This window comes from Mesorhizobium sp. WSM4307, from assembly GCF_007003945.1.
Taxonomy (GTDB): domain Bacteria; phylum Pseudomonadota; class Alphaproteobacteria; order Rhizobiales; family Rhizobiaceae; genus Mesorhizobium.
Map to the genome: position 1 here is coordinate 73175 of NZ_VFTB01000009.1, position 24852 is coordinate 98026.

Consider the following 24852-nt stretch of genomic DNA (forward strand, 5'->3'; position numbering starts at 1 on the left):
TCTCACCAGCTTCCTGAAGAACCGCCACCACCGGACGAGCCGCCGCCGCCCGAGAACCCGCCGCCGCTCGACCCGGACGACCAGCCGCTGGAACTGCCCGACGACCAGCCGCTGGAACTGCCCGACGACCAGCCGCTGCCCGACGAACCGGTCGTCCAGCCGCTCCCGCCCGAGGATCCGCTTGGCCCCTTGCCGTAACGAAACGTCATGCCCAGCCATCTATACACGCCCGGCGACAGCTTGGTGCCGAACATCGGCGGCAGGAACGCCATGGCCAGGCCGCCGAAGAACATCGTCGCCCACAGGATCAGGAACACCGCGACGATCGGGTCGATGGGGGTGCTGCTGTCGGCGGGATTGCGCTTGCCGCGCGCTTCCAACTCCTCCGGATTGCCTTCCAGCACCATGACCATGTCGTCGACGGCCTTGGAGATGCCGCCGGAGAAATCGCCGGCGCGGAACGCCGGCACCATGTCGTTTTCGATGATCAGCTTGGTGTGCAGGTCGGTCAGCGTGCCTTCCAGCCCGTAGCCGACCTCGATGCGCATCTTGTGGTCGTTCTTGGCGACCAGCAGAAGCACGCCGTTGTTCTCGCCGGCCTGGCCAAGCTTCCAGAAGCGGAACAGCCGGTTGGCGTAGGGCTCGATCTCCTCGCCGCCGAGGCTGGGGATGGTGGCGACGACGATCTGGTCGGACCCCTTTGTCTCGAAATCGGCGAGCTTCTGTGTCAGCGCCGCCTTGGTGCCGGCATCGATGATGCCGGCATTGTCGACGACGCGGCCGGTCAGCGCTGGCAATTCGGCGGCAAAAACCGCGAAGCAGGACAACAGCAGCGCCAGAACGGCCAGGACAACGTGGATCGTCGTGTTGAAACGGCCGGGCCTCGGCAAGCGGCGCGTCGTCATGCCTTCACCAACTTCCCGAGGAGCCGCCGCCGCCGGACGAACCGCCGCCGCCGGAAAAGCCACCGCCGCCCGAAGACCAGCCGCCGCCGGAACTGCCGGAGGACCAGCCGCCACCCGAGGAGGAGCGCCGGCCGGGCTCGAACGTCATGCCGAGCCAGCGATAGCGGCCGGGTCCAAGCTTCTTGCCGAAGATCGGCGGCAGGATGGAGGCGGCGATGCTGCCGAAGAAGATGATCGCCCAGATGCTGATGAAAATGGCGAAGAACAGGTCGTCGGAATTGAACGGCGCCTGCTGGTTGCGCTTGCCGCGCGCTTCCAGCTCCTCCGGATTGCCTTCCAGCACCATGACCATGTCGTCGACGGCCTTGGAGATGCCGCCGGAGAAATCGCCGGCGCGGAACGCCGGCACCATGTCGTTTTCGATGATCAGCTTGGTGTGCAGGTCGGTCAGCGTGCCTTCCAGCCCGTAGCCGACCTCGATGCGCATCTTGCGGTCGTTCTTGGCGACCAGCAGAAGCACGCCATTGTTCTCCTTGGCCTGGCCAAGCTTCCAGAAGCGGAACAGCCGGTTGGCGTAGGGCTCGATCTCCTCGCCGTCGAGGCTGGGGATGGTGGCGACGACGATCTGGTCGGAGCCCTTTGTCTCGAAATCGGCGAGCTTCTGTGTCAGGGCCGCTTTTGTGCCGGCATCGATGATGCCGGCATTGTCGACGACATGGCCGGTAAGCGCCGGCAGGTCCGCGGCGCGGGCGGCCAGGGGGAGAAAAAGCAGGCTGGCAAGAAGGCCAAGGAGGGTGAGGTAAGCGCGAGGCCCCCCTCTCTGTCCTACCGGACATCTCCCCCTCAAGGGGGGAGATTGGCAGCTTCGTTGCCGGGTCTCACTTTGAGAGGCTGAAAATTGGCGAAGGCCTGGACCACGACTGATCTCCCCTTTTGAGGGGCAGATGTCTGGCAGGACAGAGGGGGGTGTTTGCACGCCAGCGGTCCGTCTTGTGGCAAAGAGACGCTCAGCCGATTTCGCGAATTATCCGCCCTGTTTCGTGCCAAAATCGACCTTCGGCGGCTGCATCTTGTCTTCGTCGACGGTGAAGTTGGCGAAGGGCTCGTTGCCGCGGAACCAGAAGGTCGCCCACAGCACCGACGGGAAGGTCTTCAGCGTCAGATTGTAGTCCCTGACCGCCTGGATGTAGTCGCGCCGTGCCACCGCGATGCGGTTCTCGGTGCCCTCGAGCTGGGCCTGCAGCGCCAGAAAATTCTGGTTGGCCTTGAGGTCGGGATAGGCCTCCGACACCGCGATCAGCCGCGACAGCGCGCTGGTCAGCCCGGCCTGGGCATCCTGGAACTTCTTGAGGGCCTCGGGATCCTTCAGCGTTTCCGGCGTCACCGTGATCTGCGTGGCCTTGGCGCGCGCCTCGACCACCGCATCCAGCGTGTCCTTTTCATGCGAGGCATAGCCTTTGACCGTCTCGACCAGATTGGGGATGAGGTCGGCGCGGCGCTGATACTGGTTCAGCACCTCGCTCCAGGCCGCCCTGGCGTTTTCCTCCGCTGTCGGGATCGTGTTGTAGCCGCAGCCGGCAAGCAGCGGCAGCACGATTGCCATCATCAGGAAGGCGGGCAGCGTGCGGAATGGCGATGGTCGAGCAAGGCGCTGGGCGAGCATGATGGGGTCCCTCGATAGAAGTTGCATGCGAAGCATTACCACAATCGGCGCGCAAGAAAACGGCCTCGGCCTCCGGGCCAGCGACGGCATCCATCGCCTTGCCGCAAGGCCCTGTGATTGGCCGCGCGAACGCGATAAGGTCCGGTCAAAACGGGATATCATCATGGCGCAACGCCAGGACAGCGACAGGGAATCGCGCCGCATCCTCGAGCGCGTCGCGCGGGAGACCGATCCAGCCGGTACCTCCTTGGTGGCGCGGACGACGAAAGGCGTGCGCGACCATGTCTCCGCCGCCGATGCCGACCGCACCGATCCGATCGAGGTCTGGGGCACACGCATTGGCAGGATACTCGGCCTGCTTCTGGCGCTGGGCCTGATGGTCTGGCTCGTGCTTTTCCTCATCCGGGGCAGCTAGGAATCAAAAAACAATGAGCGCCGAAAAACCCGACGCGCCGCGTGCGGTCATCGTCATTTCCAGCCATGTCGCCCGTGGCTCGGTCGGCAATCGTGCCGCCGTCTTTGCGCTGGAGACCCTGGGCTTTCCGGTCTGGGCGGTGCCGACGGTCATCCTGCCCTGGCATCCCGGCCATGGGCGGGCGACGCGCATCGTGCCGCCGCTCGACCAGTTCAAGGCGCTGATGGCCGATCTGGAGCGCGCGCCATGGCTGGGCGAGGTCGGCGCGGTGCTGTCGGGCTATCTCGGCGAGGCCGGCCAGGCCGAGGCCGTCGCCTCGCTGGTCGCCGCTGTCAAGGCCAGGACGTCCGATGCCGTCTATATCTGCGATCCGGTGATGGGCGATTCCGGCGGCCTCTATGTGCCCGAGCCCATCGCCGCCGCCATGCGCGACCGACTGATGCCGATCGCCGACATCGCCACCCCCAACCGCTACGAGTTGGAATGGATGGCCGGCACGCCGCTGCCCGATCTGAAATCGGTGATCGCGGCAGCACTCCATGCCGGGCCGTCCACGATGCTGGTCACTTCGGCACAATCGATGATGATTGGCGGCACCGGCAATCTGCTGCTCGACGGCACCCAGGCGCTGCTGGCCGAACATCGCCTGATCGACAAGCCGCCGAACGGCCTGGGTGATCTGACGGCGGCCGTCTACCTCGCCCGCATCCTTTCCGGCCAGCCGCCGATCAAGGCGCTGCAATCGACCACCGCGGCGGTCTACGAGATCCTGGCGCGCACGGCAAAGCGCGGCGGCGACGAGCTGCAACTCGAAACCGACGCCCAGAGCCTGTCGCAGCCGATGGCCATGGTGCAGCTGCGCCATCTCACGCATCCGGGGCGGGACCGCCGGGCGTGAATTCGGCCGGGGCGGTGCTGGTCGGCGCCGACGGCTGCAAGGCCGGCTGGATCGCCGTGCGGCGCGGGCCCGGTTCAGCGCCCTCGGTTGAAATCTTCCCCAGTTTCGCGGCGCTGCTCGCGGCAACTCCCGACGATGCGATTGTCGCCGTCGACATGCCGATCGGCCTGCCCGAATTCTCCAGCAAGGGCGGCCGCGGACCGGAGGCGCTGGTCAGGCCGCAGCTTGGCGCGCGCCAGTCCAGCGTCTTTTCGATCCCGTCCCGCGCAGCGCTCTATGCCGACACCAGCGACTTCACCACTATCGAAGCCTGGTATGCCGCGCATCGCAGGGCAAGCGAGGTGGCAAGGGCCACATCCGACCCGCCGCGCGGCGTTTCCATCCAGGCCTTCGGCATCTTCTCGAAGATCCGCGAGATCGACGCCCTGCTGATCGCGCGGCCCGATCTGCGCGGCCGCGTCTTCGAATCGCATCCGGAAGTCGCCTTCTGCCGCCTGAATGGCGACCGGGCCATGCGGCTGCCGAAGAAGATCAAGGGCAGCGTCAATGCGGCCGGCATGGAAGAACGCAAGGCGCTGCTTTGCCGGCACGGCTATGCCATGGACTTCCTCGACCAGCCGCCGCCGCGTGGCGCGGCCGCCGACGATTTCCTCGATGCGGCGGTCATGATGGTGATCGCCGGGCGCATCGCCAGCGGCAGCGCGAGGCCATTTCCCAACCCGCCACTCGCTGACGGTTTTGGCATACCGGTCGCCATCTGGGCATGACAATGTCGGCGGACGTCCCGCTTATGTGCATGGCGTTTATGACCAGCCCCAACAATTCTGCATTGCTCGCAACGGGCTTTTGCCGCTAGAGGCTTTCTCGACCGCAACGAGCTGCCGCCTCCAACCCCGGAAAGGCCTTAGCCGCCCATGCCTCATCTCCCCGATCACCTCCTCGCCGGCTATCGCAATTTCATGAATGGCCGCTACCTCACCGAGAGCGGCCGCTACCGCGAGCTCGCGCGCGAGGGGCAGGCCCCCGAGACGATGATCGTCGCCTGTTGCGACTCCCGCTCGGCCCCCGAAGCGATCTTCGACGCCGGGCCGGGCGAACTCTTCGTGCTGCGCAATGTCGGCAATCTGGTGCCGCCCTACGAGCCGGACGGCGAGTTCCATTCGACCTCGGCGGCGCTCGAATTCGCGGTGCAGAGCCTCAAGGTCAAGAACATCGTCGTCATGGGCCATGGCCGCTGCGGCGGCATCCGCGCCGCGCTCGACCCCAATGCCGCGCCGCTGTCGCCCGGCGACTTCATCGGCAAATGGATGAGCCTGATCGCGCCTGCCGCCGAAACGGTCTCCTCCAGCACCTTCATGACGGCGGTGGAGCGCCAGACAGCGCTTGAACGCATCTCGATCCGCTATTCCATCGCCAACCTCCGGACCTTTCCTTGTGTCTCGATCCTCGAGGGCAAGGGGCGGCTGTCGCTGCACGGGGCCTGGTTCGACATTTCGACCGGTGAGCTCTGGGTGATGAACAAGGAAACCGGCGATTTCGAGCGGCCGGTGCCGGAATGAGCGGTAAGGCGCGCCCGGTGAGCAACGTCCGGTCGGCCGTCTTCACCGCCGCCGCACTCCTGATAGCGATCATTGCCGCGCGCGCCGATGACGGCGCCATCATCAGCCGCTGGTATTCTGCGCTGCTGGTCGCCGACCGCACCGAACTCGCCGACCTGCTTGCCGACGACGTCCGCATCAAGCTCGATGATCTCGGCATCGTCCAGAGCAAGCAGGAATTCATCGCCGCGCTCGACGAATGGAAAGGCGCGGTTGCGGGCGCTGAGATCCGCCACCGCATCGAGAAGAGCGAGGGCGGCATCACCACGGTGATCGCCTGCTACGACTTCCCGGACAATGACATGCTGATGCAGGAAACCTTCGCGGTGGCCGGCAATCGCATCACCGCCAGCTCGCAGGCGGCCATCGCCGAAAACTGCGAAGCCTATTGAGGCGGATCGGCCAGCTGCCATATTGCGGCCTCGCTGGCCGCGCCCTACATCGGTGACACTCCCTCCTCCTTGACGCCAGCGAAAGACCCTCCATGCCCTCCACGAAAGCCGTCGACCTCGCCGCCCATCCGCTGACCGCGTGGCAGGGGCCGCTCGGCCTGCCCGATTTCGCCCATATCGGCGACGGCGATTTTTCCCCGGTCTTCGACGCGGCGCTGAAGGCGCATGAGGCGGAGATCGACGCGATCGCCGGCAACAAGGATGCGCCGACCATCGACAACACCCTTGCCGCGCTCGAACTCGGCGGCGAGGCGCTCGATCAAGTCTCGTCGATCTTCTGGTGCCGCGCCGGCGCCTACACCAACGAGACCATCCAGGCGCTGGAGCGCGACATCTCGCCGAAGATGTCCAGGCACTTTTCGGCGATCTCGATGAACGAGAAGCTGTTTGCCCGCATTGACGACCTCTACCAGCGCCGCGAAAGCCTTGGCCTCGACGCCGAGACGCTGCGGGTGCTGGAGAAGACCTGGAAAGGTTTTGTCCGCTCCGGCGCCAAGCTCGACGCCGAAGGCAAGAAGCGGCTCGCCAAGATCAATGAGGAGCTGTCGTCGCTCGGCACCGCTTTCGGCCAGAACGTGCTGGCCGACGAGCGCGACTGGGCGCTGTTCCTCGACGAGGGCGACCTTGCCGGCCTGCCGGATTTCCTGAAGAGCTCGATGGCCGAGGCGGCCGAGATGCGCGGCCAGAAGGGGCGCTACGCCGTCACTTTGTCGCGCTCGATCTATGAGCCGTTCACGACCTTCTCGGAACGCCGCGACCTGCGCGAGATCGCCTTCAAAGCCTTCACCATGCGCGGCCAGAATGGCGGCGCCAGCGACAACACCCAAGTGGTGCGCGACATGCTGAAACTGCGCGCCGAAAAGGCCGGGCTGCTCGGCTACGCCTCCTTCGCCGCGCTGAAGCTCGACGACACCATGGCCAAGACGCCGAAGGCGGTGCACGACCTGCTCGATCCCGTCTGGGAAAAGGCGCTGGAAAAGGCCGCCGCCGACCAGAAGGAACTGGAGCGGCTGGCGGCGCAAGCCGGCAGCAACGAGAAATTCGCCGCCTGGGACTGGCGCTTCTACCAGGAGAAGCTGCGCGCGGAAAAATTCGCTTTCGACGAGGCGGAACTGAAACCCTATCTGCAGCTCGACCGGGTGATCGACGCCTGCTTCGACGTCGCGACCAAACTGTTCGGCATCACCTTCGAGGAGAAGAAGGGCATCACCGCCTGGCACCCCGACGCGCGCGTCTTCGTGGTGAAAAATGCCGATGGCACAGAGCGTGCCTTGTTCCTCGCCGATTATTTCGCGCGGCCCTCGAAGCGTTCCGGCGCCTGGATGAGCGCGCTGAAGTCCGGCTATAAACTCGGCCACGGCTCGAAGCCGGTTATCTACAACATCATGAACTTCGCCAAGCCGCCGGCCGGCGAGCCGGCCCTGCTCTCGGTCGACGAGGCGAAGACACTGTTCCACGAATTCGGCCATGCGCTGCACGGCATGCTGACCGACGTCACCTGGCCGTCAGTTGCAGGCACTTCGGTCAGCCGCGATTTCGTCGAACTGCCCTCCCAGCTCTACGAGCACTGGCTGACGGTGCCGGCCGTGCTTGAAAAGCACGCGCTGCACGTCAAGACCGGCAAGCCGATGCCGAAGGCGCTGCTCGACAAGATGCTGGCCACGCGTGCTTTCGGCGCCGGCTTCGCCACGGTGGAATTCACGTCTTCCGCCTTGATGGACATGGCCTATCACGCCCGGCCCGAGGCGCCGGCGGAACCGCTTCGTTTCGAAGCCGAAACGTTGGAAGAACTCGACATGCCCGACACCATTGCGATGCGCCACCGCACCCCGCATTTCGGCCATGTCTTCTCGGGCGACGGCTATTCGGCCGGCTACTATTCCTACATGTGGTCGGAAGTGCTGGACGCCGACGCCTTCGCCGCCTTCGAGGAGACTGGCGATCCCTTCAACCCGGCACTGGCCGAAAGGCTGCGCAAGAACATCTACGCCGCTGGCGGCTCGAAGGACCCCGAGGAGCTTTACACGGCGTTTCGCGGCAAGATGCCTTCGCCGGAAGCGATGATGGTGAAGCGCGGATTGGTGTAGCACCTCTTCCTTCTCCCCTTGTGGGAGAAGGTGGATCGGCGCGCAGCGCCGAGACGGATGAGGGGTATTCCAGGGAACACCAACGCCTCACTCCGCTGGAGCACCCCTCATCCGTCGCCTTCGGCGACACCTTCTCCCACAAGGGGAGAAGGGAGAACCTTACGCCTTCCAAGGATCCGCAACCCTTGGCCATATCTTGCGCGTCAGCTTCCTGTAATCGGTCACCGCAGGATTGCTGGGATACGAACTTGGCGCCGTGACGTAGATGATCTCCGCCGCGATCGGCTCGAAGCCGGCGTAGAAATGGTTGGTCGACTTGATCAGCAGCATATCCTTGCCCAGCGGATCGACGCCAATATTGGAGAAAATGTCCGGCTCGAAAGTCTGGGTTCGGTTGGTGTTGAGGATGATGTCGACCTCGGTGCCTTCGATGCGCACCAGCGCGGTTGGACCGAGCGTCACCCGGCTCGGCCCGAAACTCTGCCAGCCCTCGGCAACGGCCTTCAGCACCTTGACGCGGGCGTCGATCGGTTCACCCGCCTGCGGCCCTGCCTTGCCGCCGAAACGCAGGTCGATGACCGCGCCCTCGCCGGCCGCCAGGCAGAAGGTGACGGCGATCGGATCCCAGATCGTCGCCACGCCGAATCTGTCGAGGCCACGCACCAGCATCTGACGCAGCACGAAGGTGCCGTCGCCGGGAACGCCGCCGCCGGGATTGTCCCATATGTCGGCGATGACCACCGGCTTGCCGGGGTTCTCGGCGCGCACCGCCAGCGCACGGTCGATGCCGTCGGCGGTATCGAGCATCGTCATCGCCGTCTTTTCGCGCATGGCATAGAGTTCCCGTCCCAGCCGCTCCGCCAGCGCGTCGCCCCCGGCCTTGTCATTGTCGGTGACGACGAGGATGCGCGTGCCCATTTCCGGCACGTCGGCGGCCATGAAGCCGTGGATCACTGAAACCGACAGCACGCCGTCCTTGCCGTGCAGCGCCTTGATGCGGTCGACGAAGGAGCGCATCGGCTCGCGGCTGGTCGGCAGCACCTGGATCATCCGGCAGTCGAAGGTCGAGATGACGGGCTTGATCTCGCCGCGCGCGGCGGCCAGCCCCAGCTCGACGACATGCTCGCCGCGTTCGTAGAAATCGGTGTGCGGGAATTCGAGGAAATAGGCCATGATGTCGGATGCCGCCACGCGCTTGGGCGTCAGATGGCTGTGCGGATCGAACTCGCAGGCGATCACCACGTCGGGCCCGACAATCCCGCGCACACGTTCCAGCAGGTCGCCTTCGCAATCGTCATAGCCTTGCGCCACCATGGCGCCGTGCAGTCCGAGAATGACCGCGTCGACCGGCAGTGCCGCCTTCAACTGATCGAGGATCTCGTCGCGCAGCGCCTCGAAGGTCTGCCGCTGCACCAGGCCGCCAGGCTCGGCCCAGGTCGCGGTGCCTTCGATCACGGTCAACCCTTCCTTGGCCGCGCGCCGGCGCAAGGCGACGATCGGCGACGAGCACAGCGTCGGCGTCTCCGGATGCTTGCCCGGTCCGGCATAGAAGGCCATCTCGAACGATGCCCGGTCCGTCGGCACCGGCGAAAAGGTGTTGGTTTCGGTCGCCAGCGAGGCGGTGAAGATGCGCATGTAGGCTCCGTGGAATGCAAATTCTATTTGACGGCCCCGAGCGCCAGCCCGCGCACGAGGTAGCGCTGCAGCCAGATGAACAGGATCGCCACCGGCAATGTCGCCAGCAGTGTCGCCGCCATGACGTGATGCCACTCGATCGTGTAGCGGCCGGCGACGAGAGAAAAGACCTGGATCGGCAGCGTATAGCTTTCCTGGCTGCGCAGCATGGTCAGCGCCACGACGAACTCGTTCCAGGCGTTGATGAAGGTGAAGATGGCGGTGACCGCGATGGCCGGCAGGCAGAGGGGCAGGAACACTTTGCGCAGGGTCAGCCAGCGGCCTGCGCCTTCGATCCAGGCGGCCTCCTCGAGGTCGCGCGGAATGGTGTCGAAATAGCTCTGCAGCATCCAGACGGTGAAGGCGACGTTGAAGGCCATGTAGATGAAGCCGAGCGCCGTCGTCGATTCGACCAGCCCCCAGGCGGCCATCAGCCGGAACAAGCCGAGCACCAGCACGATCGGCGAAATCATCTGCGAGATCAGCAGGAACTGGCGGAAGGCGCCGTAGCCGGCAAAGCGAAAACGCGACATGGCGTAGGCAGCGGGAACGGAGATGAGGATGGCGCCGACCGTGGCGATGACCGAGACATAGAGCGAATTGGCCAGTGCCTGGCCAAAGCCGGTCGCCACCCACATGTCGGCAAAATTCGACCAGCGGAACTCGCTTGGCCACCATGTCGGCGACAGCACCTCCTGTCGCGGCTTGACCGCGGTGAGCAACATCACCGCGAAGGGAAACAGCGTCACCACGATCAGCGGCGCCAAAAGCAGCCAGGCGACGATGGTGCGTTTGAGTTTGCTGGTCATGCGCGCTGCTCCCGCATCGCCAACCGCACATAGATCATGGTGAAGACCAGCAATATGGCGAACATCACCAGCGACACCGCCGAGGCCTCGCCCAGTTTGCCGATGCGGAAGGCAAGCTTGTAGAGGTGGGTGACCAGGATGTCGGTCGAGTTGGCCGGCCCGCCCTGCGTCATCACCCAGATGATCGGGAAGGAGTTGAAGACGTAGATGGTGTTGAGCACGATGGCGATGTTTATGAACGGCTTCAGCAGCGGAAAGGTGATCTCGCGGAACTGCTGCAGCGGCGTGGCGCCCTCGAGCGCCGCCGCCTCGTAGAGATCGTCCGGGATCGACGACAGGCCGCCGAGGAAGATCGTCGTGGTGAACGGCACCGTCACCAATATGCCGATCAGCACCTGCATCGGGAACGCCGTCTCGGCGCTGGCCAGCCACTGGATGTTGTGGTCGATCAGGCCAAGGCCAAGCAGCGCCGAATTCAGCATGCCGCTTTCGCCGCTGAGCGCCCAGCGCCAGACCACCGCCGTCATGGTCAGCGACACCGCCCAGGGCAGCATGATGATGACGCGGGCAAGGCCACGGCCGTAGAAATCGGTGTTGAGGATCATCGCCACCGGCACCGACAGCAGCAGCGCGCCGCCGACCACCAGCACGGTCCACACACCGGTGCGCCAGAGTGCCGCGACGAAGTCGGGATCGGCGGCAAGCGAGGCGAAATTGGCAAGGCCGCTGAACTCGCGCAGCTGGCCGAAGCGGTTGACGTCATGCGTCGAGATCTGGATCAGGTCCCAGACCGGCCAGAAGATGACGACCGCCGCCAGGAACAGGCTGGGCAAGGTCAGGAGATAGGGCAGGAAACGATTTTGCATCGGCTGGTTCGTACCGCGTTGCGGTTGGAGATTGGATTGCGCTGGCTTAACAGATTACTTTATCCCGCCTCGTTCTTCTCAGGGCCTTCAGGATTCCTTGCAAGCATCAGCGCTGCCCATCACCTGTCTGCCCGTCCTCCGCAGCCGTTGCGGAAGGGGCCTTTCCTCTCCCCCGTCGATCGGGGGAGAGGTGTCGAGCGAAGCTCGACGGAGTGGTGTCGACCCTTGGGCGCAAGGCAAGGCAACATTTGCGCCTAGTGCCCTTCCCGTGCCCGTTCGCGGCGGTTGCCAGGTGGTTCCCCCACTCCGTCTCGGCTTCGCCGAGCCACCTCTCCCCCCTCCGGAGGGAGAGGAAGGAGCCTGGCAGGGCGGCGCTGACACCGACGAACTATCCTTCTTCTCAAGTCGGCAAGGGTGTGGCGCGCCCCGCCTGAGTCTGGGGCGCGCCACGGGGCGCAGGGAGATACGCCCTATTTCTTCAGCACGGCCCCTATTTCTTCAGCACGGCGTTGGCCTTCGCCGCCGCGTCCTTCAGGCCTGCCTCGGGGTCGCCGCCGAGATAGATCTTCTGCATGGCGTCGGACGTGATCTGGGCGATCTCTTCCCAGCCCGGAATGACCGGCGCGAAACGAGCGTCGGGCAGCAGCGCGGTGAAGGCGGCGAGATCGGCATTGTTGACGTAATAATCCATCTTGGCCTCTTCCTTGTTCACCGGCAGGAAGCCTTCGCCTTGCGTGAACTTGGCGCGCTGTTCCGTGGTGAACAGGAAGTCGAGCAGCTTCCAGGCCTCATCCTTGTTCTTGGAGTTCTTGAACATGATGATGGAATCGGTGACGCCATAGGTCCCGCGCGCCCCGGTCGGGCCGGCCGGAATGGCCGCCACGCCGTATTTCAGCTTCGGCGCCTCGTCCTTGATCTGGTTGGACAGGAAGGGTGCGGTGATCATCATGCCGACCTTGCCCTGCTTGAACAGGTTCTGCACGTCCTCGCGGTTGTTGGAGGTCACGCCTGGCTCGGTCAGCCCCTCGTCGATCATCGACTTGTAGAGCTTGGCGGCTTCGAGCGCGCCCGGCGTGCCGAGGCCCGACGTGCCGTCCTTGTTGAGGATCTCGGTGCCTTGCGACCACATGGCGTAGTAGTAGTAGACGTCGGTCTCGATCTCCTTGCCCTGCAGGCCGAAGCCGAAGGTGCCGGACCCCAGCGCCTTGATCTTGCGCGCATCGTCCTGCAGTTCGGTCCAGGTCGCCGGCGGCTTGGCGATGCCGGCCTTCTCGAACAGCTCCTTGTTGTAATAGAGCGCGCGCGCCGAAGCGGCGATCGGCAGGCCGTAGGTCTTGCCGTCCATGATCGAGGGCGACAGGAAGGTGTCGATGAAGCGGCCCTTGAAGTCGGGCGTGATGTAGCTGTCGAGCGGTTCGGCGACGTCCTGCTGGACGAAGTCGATCAGCCAGCGCGTGCCGATGATCGACAGGTCCGCATTGGTGCCGGCGGTGATGTCGGTGGTCAGCTTCTGCAACAGCACATCCCACGGCACGACCTCGAACTTGATGGTGATGCCGGGGTTCTTGGCCTCGAATTCCTTCTTGACCGCTTCGAAATACGGACCGGTCTTGGCGCTGTATTCGGCGACGGTGACGCGCACTTCACCCGCATTCGCCTGCGCCGCGAAGGCCAGCATGCTCATTCCGGCCATCAGGCCGACAGTCCATTTGGCAAGGCTCATCTGATCTCTCCCATTGTTCCGCGCATTTGCGCTCCCTTGTGCCGATGACGGGCACAAGATTTATGTGACTTTCCTACATTATCGAGGAATTCAGCGCATGCAAGCGGATTATCATGTTGCTTAATTACATTCATTTCAGTAACCTGCCGGCATCTGCCTGACATGCGGGAGGAGCAAGCGCCATGGTTTCGAAAGCCGAATTCGAAGGCCGCTCTGTCGTCGTCACCGGTGCCGGCGGCGGCCTTGGCTCGGCGATCGTCGCATTGCTGGCCGGAAGGGGCGCACGGGTGGTCGGCTGCGACCAGTCGCAGGAGGCGCTGGCAAGCCCGCACCTTGCCTCGCGCCATCTCTTCAACCTTCTCGACCGGGCTTCGATCGAGGCGGGGATCGCCGCTGTGCTGGACAGAGACGGCGTGCCCGATATCCTGATCAACAATGCCGGCTGGACGCGCGCCGAGACGATTTCCGCGCTCGATGCCGACAGGATCGAGCACGAGCTCGACCTCAATCTGACCGGGGTGATGACTTTCGCCGACCCCATCGTCAAGGCGATGGCGGCGCGCGGGTCAGGCAGCGTCGTCTTCATCTCCTCCGTCAACGCCCTCGCGCATTTCGGCAATCCGGCCTACGCCGCGGCCAAGGCCGGCATCAACGCCTATGCCAAATCGATCGCCGTCGAACTCGGCCGCAGCGGCGTGCGCGCCAATGTCGTCTGTCCCGGATCGATCCGCACCGCGGCCTGGGATCATCGCCTGGCCAAGGACCCGGAAATCCTGGGCAAGCTCAAGCGCCTCTACCCGCTCGGCCGCATCGTCGACGCCGCGGAAGTGGCTGAAGCCGTGGCTTTCCTTGCCTCGGACCGCGCATCGGGCGTAACAGGCGTGGTGATGCCCGTGGATGCCGGACTGACCGCCGGCTGCCTGCCGTTCATCGACGACATATTGGGAGCGTGACCATGACCGACGTCCTGTTTCGCAACCTGTCGAAATCCTTTGGCCTGCATAAGATCCTCGAGGACATCAACCTCGACATAAGGAGCGGCGAGTTCGTGGTGCTGGTCGGCCCGTCCGGCTGCGGCAAGTCGACCTTGCTGCGCATGCTGGCCGGCCTGGAGACGATCAGTTCCGGCGACCTCATGATCGGCGGCACGCGCGCCAACGATCTGCCGCCACAGCAGCGCAACATCGCCATGGTGTTCCAGTCCTATGCGCTGTTCCCGCATTTGAAGGCCTCCGACAATATCGGCTTCGGCCCCAAGATCCGTGGCGAGAACCGTGCCGCCATCGACGACAAGGTCAAGAAGGCCTCCGGGGTGCTCAACCTCTTCTCCTATCTCGACCGCTATCCCCGCCAGCTCTCGGGCGGCCAGCGTCAGCGCGTCGCCATGGGCCGCGCCATTGTGCGCGAACCCTCGGTGTTCCTGTTCGACGAGCCGCTCAGCAATCTCGACGCGCAGTTGCGCGTCCAGATGCGCACCGAGATCAAGGCGCTGCACCAGCGGCTGAAATCGACCATCGTCTATGTCACCCACGACCAGATCGAAGCCATGACCATGGCCGACCGCATCGTCGTGATGGACCGCGGCCGGATCCAGCAGGTCGGCGCCCCGCTTGAGCTCTATGACCGGCCGGCCAACAAGTTCGTCGCCGGCTTTCTTGGCTCCCCCTCGATGAGCTTTGTCTCCGGCGCCCTCAAGGCGACGCCCGAGAAAAGCTGGTTCGAATCGGCCGGCGGCGGACGGCTTGCGCTTGCCGGCAAGGCGGCACCGGCTGGCAATGCGGTGGAGGCCGGCATCCGGCCTGAGCACTTCATCATCGGCGAGGCCGCCGACGCCATGGCGCTCAAGGTGGATGTCGTCGAGCCGACGGGCTCCGAGACCCATGTCTATGGCGCCATCGGCACCGATACGGTGCGCGCCGTGTTCCGCGACAGGGTGCCGGTCAAGCCGGGCGACCTGCTGCCGGTCTCGGTCGATCCCGGCAACATCCATCTGTTCGACAAGGCGACCGGCCTGCCGCTATAAGGCCTGCCCCGAGGGCAACGGCATGAAGACGAAACGACAGACATGAAGACGCCGGCAGACATCATCACGCGGCTGCAGCTGGTGTCGCAGGACGGCACCAAGTCGGATCGCCGGCTGGCCGGCCTTGTGCTGTCCGATCTCGATTTCGCTTCCAAGGCGGCAATCTCGGAGATTGCCGCGCGCGTTGGCGTCAGCGAACCGACGGTGACGCGCTTCTGCCGCAATCTCGGCTGCGAGGGCCTGCGCGACTTCAAATTCTACCTGGCCCAGGCCATCGCCATTGGCGGCCAGTATCTGTCGCCCGAACCGTTGAGCCGCGACGCGCGTGAACAGCGCATCGCCTCGGCCATCACCGAAGCGGCGATCTCGGCCATCCAGCGCGCCAGCGAGAACCTCGACATGACGACGCTGGTCGCCGTCGCCGAGCGGCTTGCGACGTCAGGCAATGTGCTGTGCATCGGCTCTGGCGGCATCTCCTCGATGATGGCGACCGAGATGCAGAATCGGCTGTTCCGCCTTGGCCTGCCGGTGCTGGCGCAGATCGATGGCCAGTTGCAGCGCATGTATGCCGCCGTAGCCACATCGGAAACCACCCTGGTCGCCTTTTCGGTGTCCGGCTATGCGCGCTCGGTCATCGAGGCGGTGCAGGTGGCCCAGCAATATGGCGCCACCACGGTCGCCATCACCGCGCCCGATTCGGCGCTGGCCAAGGCCGCCGACACGGTCATCCATTTGCAGCCGCTCGAGGACGGCAACATCTACAAGCCGACATCGTCGCGTTACGCGCTGCTGGCGATCGTCGACATGATCGTGACATCGGTTGCCGAGACGCGCGGTCCGAAGGTGCTGGAGAACTTGCGCCGCATCAAGCAGAGCGTGAACACGCTGAAGGTCGACGATCCAAGGCTCCCATTGGGGGATTGAACGTCAGCCAGAGGATTGACCGAGTGCTTCGACGCTCCGTGCCAGCACCTTCGGATCACCGGCTATGCGCAGCGTCTTGAGCCGTGCCGTGCCGCCGGCGACCACCGAAACGGCCGACGCCGGCACACCCAGCGTCTTGGCCACCAGCCTCTCCAGCGCGTGATTGGCGGCGCCGTTTTCCGGCACGGCGCGGACCCGCGCCTTGAAATGGCTTCGCCCGTCCGCTGCCGTTTCGACACCTTCCAACCTGTCCACGGAAGATTTTGGTGTCAGCCGCACGAACAGGTCGATGCCGTTCTCACGGATGCGGAACGGCGCGCTCATAGGATCGGCAAACTCACAGCACCAGCGGTGCTACCGTGGTGAGAATGAACTGCCTGACGAAGAACAGGATCAAGAGCAGGATGATCGGCGAAATGTCGATGCCGCCAAGGTCCGGCATGAAGCGGCGGATCGGCCGCAGCGCCGGCTCGGTCAGCCGGTAGAGCATATTGCCGATGCTGCCGACGAACTGGTTGCGCGAATTGACGACGTTGAAGGCATAGAGCCAGGAAAAGATCGCCGAGGCGATGATGATCCACCAGTAGAGGTCAAGCGCCATGACGATTGTCTGAATGAGGGCGAGCATGCCGGTCTCCAATTGTTGCCGACATGTAGCCATTGCACGCCAAACCGGCAAGGGCCGGCAACCGAAGCGCCAGGCAACGAGGATTTCGGCAACGCAGCCTTGACAGAAATCAGCCGCGCCCGATAAATGCGCCACTTGCTGGAACGGGGCTGTAGCTCAGCTGGGAGAGCGCATCGTTCGCAATGATGAGGTCAGGGGTTCGATCCCCCTCAGCTCCACCAGCAAAGTCGTCGGTTCTCCACTTTTTCTGCCGCGCCGCCGGGACGCATGGTCGTCCCACGCGGCGCCGCGCGCCAATGTCACCCCAAAGCAGGCCGCAGGCAATTTCGCGACCTCCGGGGCCAGGCAATTGTCAATTGGACTTATGGCGATGGCCGTTGCCGGATCGCCGCTATTTTTTTTGGAAGCCGCCCCATTAGAGTGGCGTTCTCAAATCGTTTTTTCTGTGTGTTGTGACAAGGCGTTTCGGCGGGGGCGACCGAAGGCGCTATACGGATTCCGAGTTGAAATGAAGAATTCGCCTGCGAAAGCAAAGACGTGTCCATTCGCGAGAACCTCGCTGCAAATCTCAGACGGCTCTGCAAGAACCATGCCTCCGTTAGTGCGGTATGCCGTGAGTTGGGTATCAACCGCACGCAGTTCGAGCGGTACCTGCAAGGGCAGACCGTTCCGAACAAGGCCACCGCCAAGCTGATCTGCGACTACTTCCGCATCAACGAGCCCGAACTCTACCAGGACCCTGGCGCACCCGAGCACAGGGCTCCCGGTCTGCCGCCGATTTCCGAAAGTCTGTTCAACCAGATGATCCGCCCGCCCGCCCCGTCGATCGCGGGCGGTACCTATTTCACCTACTTTTCGATCCCTACCCGTCCCGACCTCTTGATGCGTTCGGTGACCTTCGTGCGTCGCGAGGCCGAGCTGGTCACATTCCGCCGGGTCACCGGGTGGTCGGAGCGCCGTGGCTCGACATGGGCGCGCGCGCGCGGCAACCACTATGGTGTGGCGATCTCGCGCCTGAACTGGATCTATTTCAGCGGCGTCAACCGTCGCCAGACCGGCGAACCGTCGCTGATCTCCGTGCAATGGGCTCCGATCTCCGAACCGGTGCTGACGGGCAAGGCCATGCTTCTGACAGAGGCCGGGCCGGCATTCGTATCGGTCATCATGCGGCAGGATATGTCCGGCATCCGGCCACGGCATGCCATCCGCATGGCGCATGTCGTCGGGCTCGACGATCCCGGCATCGATCAACTCGTCGTCAGCCTCGCCCGAGACGGGCTGGGTTAGTCGATCGGTTACGCTAAATAAGAATAAGAATATACCAAAAAAGCGTATGCTAGCGATTGCCTACTCCGTATCTGAGCAAAATCGATATTTTAGACTTTACCGCCAAGAAAGATATTTTAGACCACGTCGGCTTTACTACAATTTTAACAAACCATTAACTCTTTCGACCTTACCTTTCTTCACGCGGATCCCGCTGTGGGGATCTTTCAACAGATCCCATTGGGGGTCGGGGAAAGGGACGAAAATGGCCAAGAAAGTGAACAATGCCCCGAAGCTGACGGTTGCGGCGGGCACGCAGACTGTCTTCTTCTCGCAGGGCATGCACTACAACAAGCGCTGAGGTCGTTCGGCGCCGATGGGCGGTTCGCCTGTCGGCGCCTCACATTGGCAAAACGGCATTCAGCATCATGAAAATGCGCTCTTCAAAAACGCTCGTCCTGTATCCCGGGACCAACAAGGTCACGGCCTGCAATTTCCTGACCCGAAGCGTCTTCGAATGCAGCCCCGAGGTGATCGGTCTTCTCGCATCCTGGGACGAATGGGCCTCCCCCGCGGAAATCGCGCGCGCTCACGGATGGTCGAGGTCCGACCTGAACGCCGTCGTCCCGCAATTGCTCGATTTTTCCGCCCTGGTCACCGCCGGTTCGCCGCTGGCCGAACAGGAAACAAAATTCTCCGGACAGTGGAACTGGGGCATCCCGACCGCGCTGATGCATTTCTGCGTCCAGGACTCGGAGTTCATGACCATTGAGCAAGCCGAGGCCCGCCAAATCGAACGCGCCGGCCATGTCGCGCAGCCCGACCTCATGCTCAAGAATGCCGCCGACGCCATTCGGCTGCCGAACGCGCTCGACGACAACGAACTCCTGACCCTGATGGCGCGGCGCCGCACCAACCGCACCGCGGCCGCCCCCACGATCACCGCGCGGCAGCTTTCCGACTGCCTGTTCGCGGGCATGGGCATCACCGGCGAGACCAGCAACTGCGTCGGCGCCCTGCCGCTGGGCATGACCCCCTCGGGCGGCGCACGCAATCCTTACGAGGCCTATGTGGTTGCGCTTGGCGTCGAAGGCCTGGAGCCCGGCGTCTACCACTATTCCGCCGCCGATCACGACCTCGGCAGGATCTCGGCCAACCATCTGCCGAGGATTTCCGAACTGGTCGGCGGGCAGGAATGGGCTGATGCCATGCCTTGCCTGATCCTGCTTTGCGCCAAGCTCGACCGCACCATGTGGAAATATGAGGATGCCAACGCCTACCGCGTCGTGCTGATCGAGGCCGGCCATATCGGCCAGAACATGATGCTGGCGGCGACCAGGCATGGTCTGTCGGCCTGCCCCACGGCAGCGCTCAGCCATTCGGCGATCAAGCGTCTTCTCGGCCTCGACCGCCTCACCGATGCACCCATCTATGCGTTGACCCTTTCGACCCCGGAACCAAACCCGCATTCGGCGGGCCAGGCCATTAATTAGCCGTCTTAGTATGTCCGTGTAGCCAATACGCGTTCCCTGAGTTCCACCAGATGACAGGAGAAGCACGTGGCCAATCAGTCCCTACGTCAGTCAGAGATCGATAGCCTTCAATATATCGCGACGATGAGCAATGAGCTCGTACAGATGGCCGAAGCAAGCCGTTTTCCCATGATCTCCTACCTGCTCGGCATGGCCTATGCCGAAGCCTTCGACGTCCTGCGCGGCGCGCAGCCGGCAAGGCATGCGCAGCTCAGCGGCAACCCGATGCATGCCAGGCCGAAGGACAACCACGCTCAGCAAAGGAGAGCGTAGCGGATGCAACACTCAGCCCTGCGCGCTCTGGTACCGCGACCCCCGCCTTGATCGCCTGCGGCCCGCAAATGGACTTCATGCATAGAGATTCGAGGGGGATCCGCCAATGAACATGATCGCACCCATCAGGAGCGCCGACGCCACGGACAGCGTCTTCGGCCGGCTCCAGACCCTGATCGCCCGTCGGCCGGCATCGCCAGATGCCGCACGCGCCGAGGCCCGGCAAATGATTTCCCTGGCGATGGCCGACACCTGGCAGGCAGACAGCCTATGGGGCGCGGCGGACGCCTTCCACGCCCATTTCGACTTCATGATGCAGACCATCGAGATCAACGGCGCCGACGATCCGAACCTCAGGACACTGCGCGTGAAATGCCGCTTCTATCTGGAGCAGGTCGAAGCGCTGTGCCATTCGATGAGCCACTGACCGCGGTCCTCACAAAGATCGGACAGCACCAGTATCGGGCCGGGCCTCTGCTCTAATCCCGCAAATTGAACACGAACGGCGCCGTGCGGCTGACGCGCGAGCCGAGTCCCGGCGGCGGTGCCGGCACCGTTGCGCCCTGCAGCACGGCGAGCGCGGCGCGGTCGAGGTCGGGATCGCCGGAAGAACGGGCCACGCGCGCCGACACCACCCTGCCCGATGCGTCCACCGCGAAGGCCACGTTCACATTGCCCTGCGCTCCCCTGGATTTCGCGGCACTTGGATAACGCTTGTGCCGATTGATCCACGACGCCAGTCGGGATTCCCACTTGGCCGGATCTATGCCCGAGACCCCTGCCGCCGATTTCGGCGCGGCCGCCCTGGCCGCCGGCCTTGTCTGTGCGCTTGCGGTGGCAACCGTCCTTGCCGGCTCGGCCTTTTCCTTCCTTGGCCGCGGCTTCGGCTTTTCGGCCGGTTTTTTCGCCTTGGCCTGGGCCGGTTTCTTTTCCTTGGTTTTCTCGACCGGCTTCGGCTGCGGCAACGCAATGACGACCTCTGGCGTCACGGCTTCGACGATTTCGGGAACGACCTGATCCGGCGGCGGCTGGTCGATCGGTTCGGCGTCGGCTGTCGTGGTCGGCTCGGTCCCGTCGGGCGGCACCGTTTCCGGTTGCTCGGCTGTCGGTTCGGTCTGTTCGGCCATTTTCTCGGGTTCGGCTTCGGCGACCCTCTCGGCCTCCTCGGCTGGTTCGGCCTGGTCGGGCATCGCCGCTTCCAGCATCGCGGCCTGTTCGGGCACGGCCGGCATCACCGCCATCGGCACCATTTCGATCACCGGAGCCGGCGGCGGTCCGCCATCCACCTCGATCGGACTGAAGCTCTGCACCGCATAGGCGACCGCGACATGGGCGCCAAGCACCAGCGCCGCCGCACCCGTCCACAAGCCAAGGTCGCGCCAGCCGAAGCGCGTCGGGTAAGTCGTCGGCAGGGCCGCCGCCTGCGTCATGGCGCCGCCGTTCCCGCGGGAGCGGGTGCCGGCGCATCGCTCGCGGGCGCCGTCTCCAGGCCGACCAGCGCGATCTTCAGATAGCCGGCGCGGCGCAGCAGGTTCATGGTCTCCATCAGGTCGCCATAGGCGACCGCCTTGTCGGCGCGCAGGAAGATGCGCGTCTGCTTGTCGCCCCTGGTCCTGCTGTCCAACGTGGCCGCGAAGGCCGGACGCGGCACGCTGTCATTGCCGATAGCCAGCGTAAGATCATCCTTCAAGGTCAGGAACAGCGGCGTTTCGGGTCGCGGCGCGGGCGTCGCCGTCGAGCCCGGCAGGTCGACATTGACGTCCACCGTCGCCAGCGGCGCGGCGACCATGAAGATGATCAGCAGCACCAGGATGACGTCGATGAAGGGCGTGACGTTGATCTCGTGGCTCTCCTCGAGATCGTCGTCCAGGGTCTGGCGGATTCTGCTTCCCATGGCGTCGCTACTCCGCCGCCAGCGCCGTCGCCGGCGCGACCGTGCGGAAATCCAGGTCGCGGCTGACCAGCCTCTCGACGCCCGCCGAGGCATCGGCGAGGATCTGGCGGTAGCCGGCTATCGAGCGGGCGAAGACATTGTAGACCACCACTGCTGGAATTGCCGCGACGAGGCCCATCGCCGTGGCCAGCAGCGCCTCGGCGATGCCCGGCGCGACCACTGCCAGATTGGTGGTCTGCGCCTGCGAAATGCCGATGAAGGCGTTCATGATGCCCCAGACCGTGCCGAACAGGCCGACGAAGGGTGCCGTGGAGCCAATCGTCGCCAGCACGCCTGTGCCGCGCGACATGCGCCGCGACGCCGCCGCTTCGATGCGCGACAGGCGCGAGGTGACCCGTTCCTTCAACCCGTCGCCGCCGACATGGTCGAGCGCGCCGGCCGAGAGTGCGGTCTCTTCTTCCGCCGCCTTGACCAGAAGCGCGCCGGGGCCGCCGCTGCGATCGAGCGCGCGGCTCGCCTGCGTCAGCGTCGCGGCATCACCGATCGCGCGAACGGCACGGCGGGTGCGCAGCTTGCCGCCAAAAATCTCCAGCGATTTGGCCAGCCATATCGTCCAGGTGACGAGCGAGGCGAAGGCCAGTCCGATCATCACCGCCTTCACGATGATGTCGGCCGCCATGAACATGCCCCATGGCGACAGATCGTGCGGCAGGTTCAGCTCCATCGTCCCCGTCGGCGCTGCTGCGACGGGCGCCGCAGTTGCTGGCGCGCCGGGCGGCGGTGTCGCGGGCGCTGATGTGGCCGGGGCCGTTGCGGCGGGTGCCGGTGCGGCAGACGCCGGCGCGGCCTCCGCCGCAGGGGCAGCGCTGGCCGGCTGTTGCTGGGCCGATACAATGCAGACCGACAGGATGACGGATGCGACCAACGCTGCAAGCAAACTGGTTCTAGACAACAACAGCTTCTTCCTTGTCCTCACAACGGCCGGCCGCTTCCTATTCCGCCACCCCGGCGGTCCGATCTCCGGGCATGAAACATGGCTCTACTAGTCAACATTGAAGATGAGTGCAACAGTCAACAATTCGTCGGGACGACCGATGACGTTCGCCGGCGGCAGCACGATGCCCGCAACATCCTGCTTCTTGGCGTCAGAGCCGCGGCCTGAGTGGACGAGTTGAGCTTCGCCAGTCAGGATGGCTCTCACGATCGGCAAGGAGACCCTCTCGGATGATCAAGGCAACGCCCTTCGACTTCCCGTATGACGGCAGGCTGGCGGCCGAAAACACGGCGCTTGTCGTCATCGACCTGCAGCAGGATTTCCTGTCGACCACGGGCTATTTCGCCAGAAAGGGGTATGACCCCTCGCCGCTGCGGGCGATCCTGCCCACGGTGAACCGGCTGATATCAGCCGCGCGCAAAGCCGGCGTCACGGTCATCCACACCAGGCAGGGCTATCGCGCCGACATGGCCGACATGACGCCCTATGAGAAATGGCGCCGCAAGCGCTCCGGTCTCGACGGCACCGACATACTGCTGCGCTCGGGGGCGGGGTTCCAGATCGTTCCGGAGATCGAGGTCGCACCTGATGACATCATCGTCGACAAGACCTGCAACAGCGCCTTCACCTATACGGATTTCGAGCTTGTGCTGCGCGCGCAAGGCATCACGCATCTCATGTTTTCCGGCTGCACGACCGACGTCTGCGTCCACACCACGCTGCGCGAGGCCTGCGACCGCAACTTCCAGTGCCTGACGATCTCGGACGCCTGCGCCAGCGGCGACAGACAAGCCCACGAGGCGGCGCTGCACATGGTGACGGTCGAGGACGGCGTCTTCGGCGTCCTGGCCGATTCGGCCGCCGTCATCGATGGCCTGTCGCGGCTTGGCGACAGGCATCACGCAGACGATTGATCGGCTTCACCCTGCCGCACGCGTCTCCAGCCCCGTGCGAGGCGCGTAGGCCCCCGGCTGGAAAACATCATGTTCGCGGCGCGCCAGCGAGTTGCGCAGCAGCGCGATCGTTTCCCGGCCGGCCGTCGCGATCTCGCGCGGCGTGTCGACGCCGATGATCATGAACTCATCGATCCCGAGCCCGGCATAGGCAAGCAGCGACAACGCGACCTGGGCGGGCGGCCCGGACAGGTCGACCGCCTTGTGGCCGGTGGCGGAAGCGCCCTGGTGGATCCGCACCGGAAGCGCGAAGCGCAGTTTGCCGGCCCGGCCATGTTCGGCCGCGGCGCCACGCACCCGCTCCATCAACTGCCTGACATCGTCGATCGAGCCCGGTGCCAGTTCGAAGATATCAGCATGCCGGCCGGCCACTTTCAGCGCCGTTCCTGATTGCCCGCCCATGCGGATGGTCAGGTCGGCGCCGTGCGGGCCTTTGCGCGGCACGTAGCCGCCCTTGATACTGTAGAAGACGCCTTCATGATCGAAGGGTCGGTCATTCGACCACAGCCGCTTCAAAAGCACGAGATATTCGTCGATGCGCTGCCAGACGACGCTGTGCCCGACCGGCCGTGACTCGGCATCGTCATCGTTCAACGGCTCGCTGATCATCCGGAGCGCCAGCCGGCCGCCGCTTTTTCGATCTATCGATGCCAGCTGACGGGCCGCCACGGTCGGCTCGACGACACCTGCCCAGTGGGTCAGCACGACCTCGAGCGCGGCGGTGCGGTCGAGCACCTGAGCGGCAAGATCCATATTGGTCAGCAGCCCGGCCGAATCGTCGACGACGATCTTCTGAAAGCCGCCATCTTCGATCAGTCCGAGCTTGGTCGCCGTCTCGGCAAAATCATAGAAAAACGGAATGGCGGCGTCGGCGGTCTTGCCAGGGACATGGGTGAATTCGATCGGCATTGTCATCTCCTCCATCGCTGGAATCATGGACGCGCTAAAATTCGAATCGCGGCCGCGCGCAAACGCACCGGATCCGGTTCATTCAACTCCGATTGCCTGATACAGCGGGGCGGCTGGCCCCTGTCGATCCGGTGCCCTAGGGAATAAGGCCCAGAACGACGGCCCCGGTGAACACGAACGCAAGGGCAAAGACGAGATAGGCGAAAGCTCCGGCATAGGCCGGGCGAAAGGTCTGGGCATTGGCCAGCCTCTGGCCGCTGCTGTCAGTTTGAGCGTTCTGGATATAGGACATATCGACCTCCGTCTCGCCGGTTAATCTATAAAACTTGTAGACTTTGTCGATTGCTATTTTTGCGCTGTAGGCAG

At 64.3% G+C, this 24852-nt stretch carries 29 protein-coding genes and 1 tRNA gene; 15 read left to right on the forward strand and 15 right to left on the reverse strand.

Features of this window, described 5'->3' with window-relative positions; all coding sequences use genetic code 11:
- Positions 1 to 2: 2 nt before the first annotated feature.
- From FJV83_RS22100 to FJV83_RS22115, 3 genes are all read right to left on the reverse strand, one after another.
- Positions 3 to 905, reverse strand: coding sequence for a YgcG family protein (locus FJV83_RS22100; protein WP_142886521.1), 903 nt, complete (start codon positions 903 to 905; stop codon positions 3 to 5).
- A gap of 4 nt (positions 906 to 909) precedes the next feature.
- Positions 910 to 1752, reverse strand: a complete 843-nt coding sequence (locus tag FJV83_RS22105; protein WP_142886520.1) for a YgcG family protein — start codon at positions 1750 to 1752, stop codon at positions 910 to 912.
- Between the two features lie 177 nt (positions 1753 to 1929).
- A complete protein-coding gene (locus tag FJV83_RS22115; protein WP_095774694.1) occupies positions 1930 to 2568 on the reverse strand; it encodes a LemA family protein in 639 nt (212 codons plus the stop codon).
- Between the two features lie 163 nt (positions 2569 to 2731).
- Between FJV83_RS22115 and FJV83_RS22120 the strand changes: the two genes are divergently transcribed.
- The 6 genes from FJV83_RS22120 (at position 2732) to FJV83_RS22145 (ending at position 8018) form a co-directional block, all read left to right on the forward strand.
- Positions 2732 to 2983, forward strand: a complete 252-nt coding sequence (locus FJV83_RS22120) for a hypothetical protein (RefSeq protein WP_095774867.1) — start codon at positions 2732 to 2734, stop codon at positions 2981 to 2983.
- A gap of 13 nt (positions 2984 to 2996) precedes the next feature.
- Positions 2997 to 3881: a pyridoxal kinase PdxY gene (pdxY, locus tag FJV83_RS22125; RefSeq protein WP_095792194.1), complete on the forward strand. Its 885-nt coding sequence runs from the start codon at positions 2997 to 2999 to the stop codon at positions 3879 to 3881.
- Entirely contained in the window at positions 3878 to 4648 is a 771-nt protein-coding gene (locus tag FJV83_RS22130; RefSeq protein WP_142886519.1) for a DUF429 domain-containing protein, read from the forward strand. The genes pdxY and FJV83_RS22130 overlap by 4 nt, the downstream gene beginning before the upstream one ends.
- 147 nt (positions 4649 to 4795) lie before the next feature.
- Positions 4796 to 5440 carry a carbonic anhydrase gene (locus FJV83_RS22135; protein WP_095774697.1) on the forward strand — a complete coding sequence of 215 codons (645 nt, stop codon included), beginning with the start codon at positions 4796 to 4798 and terminating at the stop codon, positions 5438 to 5440.
- Entirely contained in the window at positions 5437 to 5871 is a 435-nt protein-coding gene (locus FJV83_RS22140; RefSeq protein WP_142886518.1) for a nuclear transport factor 2 family protein, read from the forward strand. The genes FJV83_RS22135 and FJV83_RS22140 overlap by 4 nt, the downstream gene beginning before the upstream one ends.
- A gap of 92 nt (positions 5872 to 5963) precedes the next feature.
- On the forward strand, positions 5964 to 8018 hold the full coding sequence (locus FJV83_RS22145; protein WP_142886517.1) for a M3 family metallopeptidase: 2055 nt from the start codon (positions 5964 to 5966) through the stop codon (positions 8016 to 8018).
- 159 nt (positions 8019 to 8177) lie between these two features.
- Here FJV83_RS22145 and FJV83_RS22150 read toward each other — a convergent pair whose 3' ends face one another.
- The 4 genes from FJV83_RS22150 to FJV83_RS22165 form a co-directional block, all read right to left on the reverse strand.
- Complete coding sequence (locus tag FJV83_RS22150; protein WP_095788870.1) at positions 8178 to 9653, reverse strand: M81 family metallopeptidase; 1476 nt, start codon at positions 9651 to 9653, stop codon at positions 8178 to 8180.
- Positions 9654 to 9676: 23 nt separating this feature from the next.
- Positions 9677 to 10501: a carbohydrate ABC transporter permease gene (locus tag FJV83_RS22155; RefSeq protein ID WP_142886516.1), complete on the reverse strand. Its 825-nt coding sequence runs from the start codon at positions 10499 to 10501 to the stop codon at positions 9677 to 9679.
- A complete protein-coding gene (locus FJV83_RS22160; protein ID WP_010912213.1) occupies positions 10498 to 11367 on the reverse strand; it encodes a sugar ABC transporter permease in 870 nt (289 codons plus the stop codon). The genes FJV83_RS22155 and FJV83_RS22160 overlap by 4 nt, the downstream gene beginning before the upstream one ends.
- 490 nt (positions 11368 to 11857) lie before the next feature.
- Positions 11858 to 13090 (reverse strand): sugar ABC transporter substrate-binding protein, encoded by a 1233-nt coding sequence (locus tag FJV83_RS22165; RefSeq protein WP_095788872.1) that lies wholly within the window; start codon positions 13088 to 13090, stop codon positions 11858 to 11860.
- Between the two features lie 182 nt (positions 13091 to 13272).
- Here FJV83_RS22165 and FJV83_RS22170 point away from each other — a divergent pair, with 182 nt between their 5' ends.
- The 3 genes from FJV83_RS22170 to FJV83_RS22180 are packed head-to-tail and all read left to right on the forward strand — an operon-like array spanning position 13273 to position 16037.
- Positions 13273 to 14043: an SDR family oxidoreductase gene (locus FJV83_RS22170; RefSeq protein WP_142886515.1), complete on the forward strand. Its 771-nt coding sequence runs from the start codon at positions 13273 to 13275 to the stop codon at positions 14041 to 14043.
- A 2-nt stretch (positions 14044 to 14045) separates the two neighbouring features.
- Entirely contained in the window at positions 14046 to 15113 is a 1068-nt protein-coding gene (gene ugpC / locus FJV83_RS22175; protein ID WP_142886514.1) for a sn-glycerol-3-phosphate ABC transporter ATP-binding protein UgpC, read from the forward strand.
- Between the two features lie 42 nt (positions 15114 to 15155).
- Entirely contained in the window at positions 15156 to 16037 is an 882-nt protein-coding gene (locus FJV83_RS22180) for a MurR/RpiR family transcriptional regulator (protein WP_095788874.1), read from the forward strand.
- A gap of 3 nt (positions 16038 to 16040) precedes the next feature.
- On the opposite strand, the gene FJV83_RS22185 is transcribed toward FJV83_RS22180, so the two are convergent.
- Positions 16041 to 16361 (reverse strand): DUF167 family protein, encoded by a 321-nt coding sequence (locus FJV83_RS22185; RefSeq protein ID WP_095788875.1) that lies wholly within the window; start codon positions 16359 to 16361, stop codon positions 16041 to 16043.
- Positions 16362 to 16374: 13 nt separating this feature from the next.
- On the reverse strand, positions 16375 to 16665 hold the full coding sequence (locus FJV83_RS22190) for a YggT family protein (protein ID WP_027047523.1): 291 nt from the start codon (positions 16663 to 16665) through the stop codon (positions 16375 to 16377).
- A 145-nt stretch (positions 16666 to 16810) separates the two neighbouring features.
- Here FJV83_RS22190 and FJV83_RS22195 point away from each other — a divergent pair.
- From FJV83_RS22195 to FJV83_RS22220, 5 genes are all read left to right on the forward strand, one after another.
- A tRNA-Ala gene (locus FJV83_RS22195) sits at positions 16811 to 16886 on the forward strand.
- Positions 16887 to 17202: 316 nt separating this feature from the next.
- On the forward strand, positions 17203 to 17952 hold the full coding sequence (locus FJV83_RS22200; protein ID WP_095774707.1) for a helix-turn-helix transcriptional regulator: 750 nt from the start codon (positions 17203 to 17205) through the stop codon (positions 17950 to 17952).
- A 413-nt stretch (positions 17953 to 18365) separates the two neighbouring features.
- Complete coding sequence (locus FJV83_RS22210) at positions 18366 to 19424, forward strand: SagB/ThcOx family dehydrogenase (protein ID WP_246691905.1); 1059 nt, start codon at positions 18366 to 18368, stop codon at positions 19422 to 19424.
- Positions 19425 to 19490: 66 nt separating this feature from the next.
- Complete coding sequence (locus FJV83_RS22215; RefSeq protein ID WP_095774709.1) at positions 19491 to 19736, forward strand: hypothetical protein; 246 nt, start codon at positions 19491 to 19493, stop codon at positions 19734 to 19736.
- Between the two features lie 106 nt (positions 19737 to 19842).
- Positions 19843 to 20163 (forward strand): hypothetical protein, encoded by a 321-nt coding sequence (locus FJV83_RS22220; protein ID WP_095774710.1) that lies wholly within the window; start codon positions 19843 to 19845, stop codon positions 20161 to 20163.
- 52 nt (positions 20164 to 20215) lie between these two features.
- Here the strand turns inward: FJV83_RS22220 and FJV83_RS22225 are convergent, their stop codons facing one another.
- The 4 genes from FJV83_RS22225 to FJV83_RS36505 form a co-directional block, all read right to left on the reverse strand.
- Entirely contained in the window at positions 20216 to 21166 is a 951-nt protein-coding gene (locus FJV83_RS22225) for an energy transducer TonB (protein WP_095788877.1), read from the reverse strand.
- A complete protein-coding gene (gene exbD / locus FJV83_RS22230) occupies positions 21163 to 21630 on the reverse strand; it encodes a TonB system transport protein ExbD (RefSeq protein WP_142886512.1) in 468 nt (155 codons plus the stop codon). Before exbD ends, FJV83_RS22225 begins: the two co-directional genes overlap by 4 nt.
- 7 nt (positions 21631 to 21637) lie before the next feature.
- Positions 21638 to 22582 carry a tonB-system energizer ExbB gene (exbB, locus tag FJV83_RS22235; protein WP_142886511.1) on the reverse strand — a complete coding sequence of 315 codons (945 nt, stop codon included), beginning with the start codon at positions 22580 to 22582 and terminating at the stop codon, positions 21638 to 21640.
- Positions 22583 to 22672: 90 nt separating this feature from the next.
- Positions 22673 to 22840, reverse strand: coding sequence for a hypothetical protein (locus FJV83_RS36505; RefSeq protein WP_179295975.1), 168 nt, complete (start codon positions 22838 to 22840; stop codon positions 22673 to 22675).
- Between the two features lie 14 nt (positions 22841 to 22854).
- On the opposite strand from FJV83_RS36505, the gene FJV83_RS22240 reads away from it, so the two are divergent.
- Positions 22855 to 23538, forward strand: a complete 684-nt coding sequence (locus tag FJV83_RS22240) for an isochorismatase family cysteine hydrolase (RefSeq protein WP_142886510.1) — start codon at positions 22855 to 22857, stop codon at positions 23536 to 23538.
- Between the two features lie 6 nt (positions 23539 to 23544).
- On the opposite strand, the gene FJV83_RS22245 is transcribed toward FJV83_RS22240, so the two are convergent.
- Both FJV83_RS22245 and FJV83_RS22250 read right to left on the reverse strand, forming a co-directional pair.
- Positions 23545 to 24486 (reverse strand): LLM class flavin-dependent oxidoreductase, encoded by a 942-nt coding sequence (locus FJV83_RS22245; RefSeq protein WP_142886509.1) that lies wholly within the window; start codon positions 24484 to 24486, stop codon positions 23545 to 23547.
- A gap of 136 nt (positions 24487 to 24622) precedes the next feature.
- On the reverse strand, positions 24623 to 24778 hold the full coding sequence (locus FJV83_RS22250) for a hypothetical protein (RefSeq protein ID WP_010912229.1): 156 nt from the start codon (positions 24776 to 24778) through the stop codon (positions 24623 to 24625).
- Positions 24779 to 24852 lie beyond the last annotated feature (74 nt).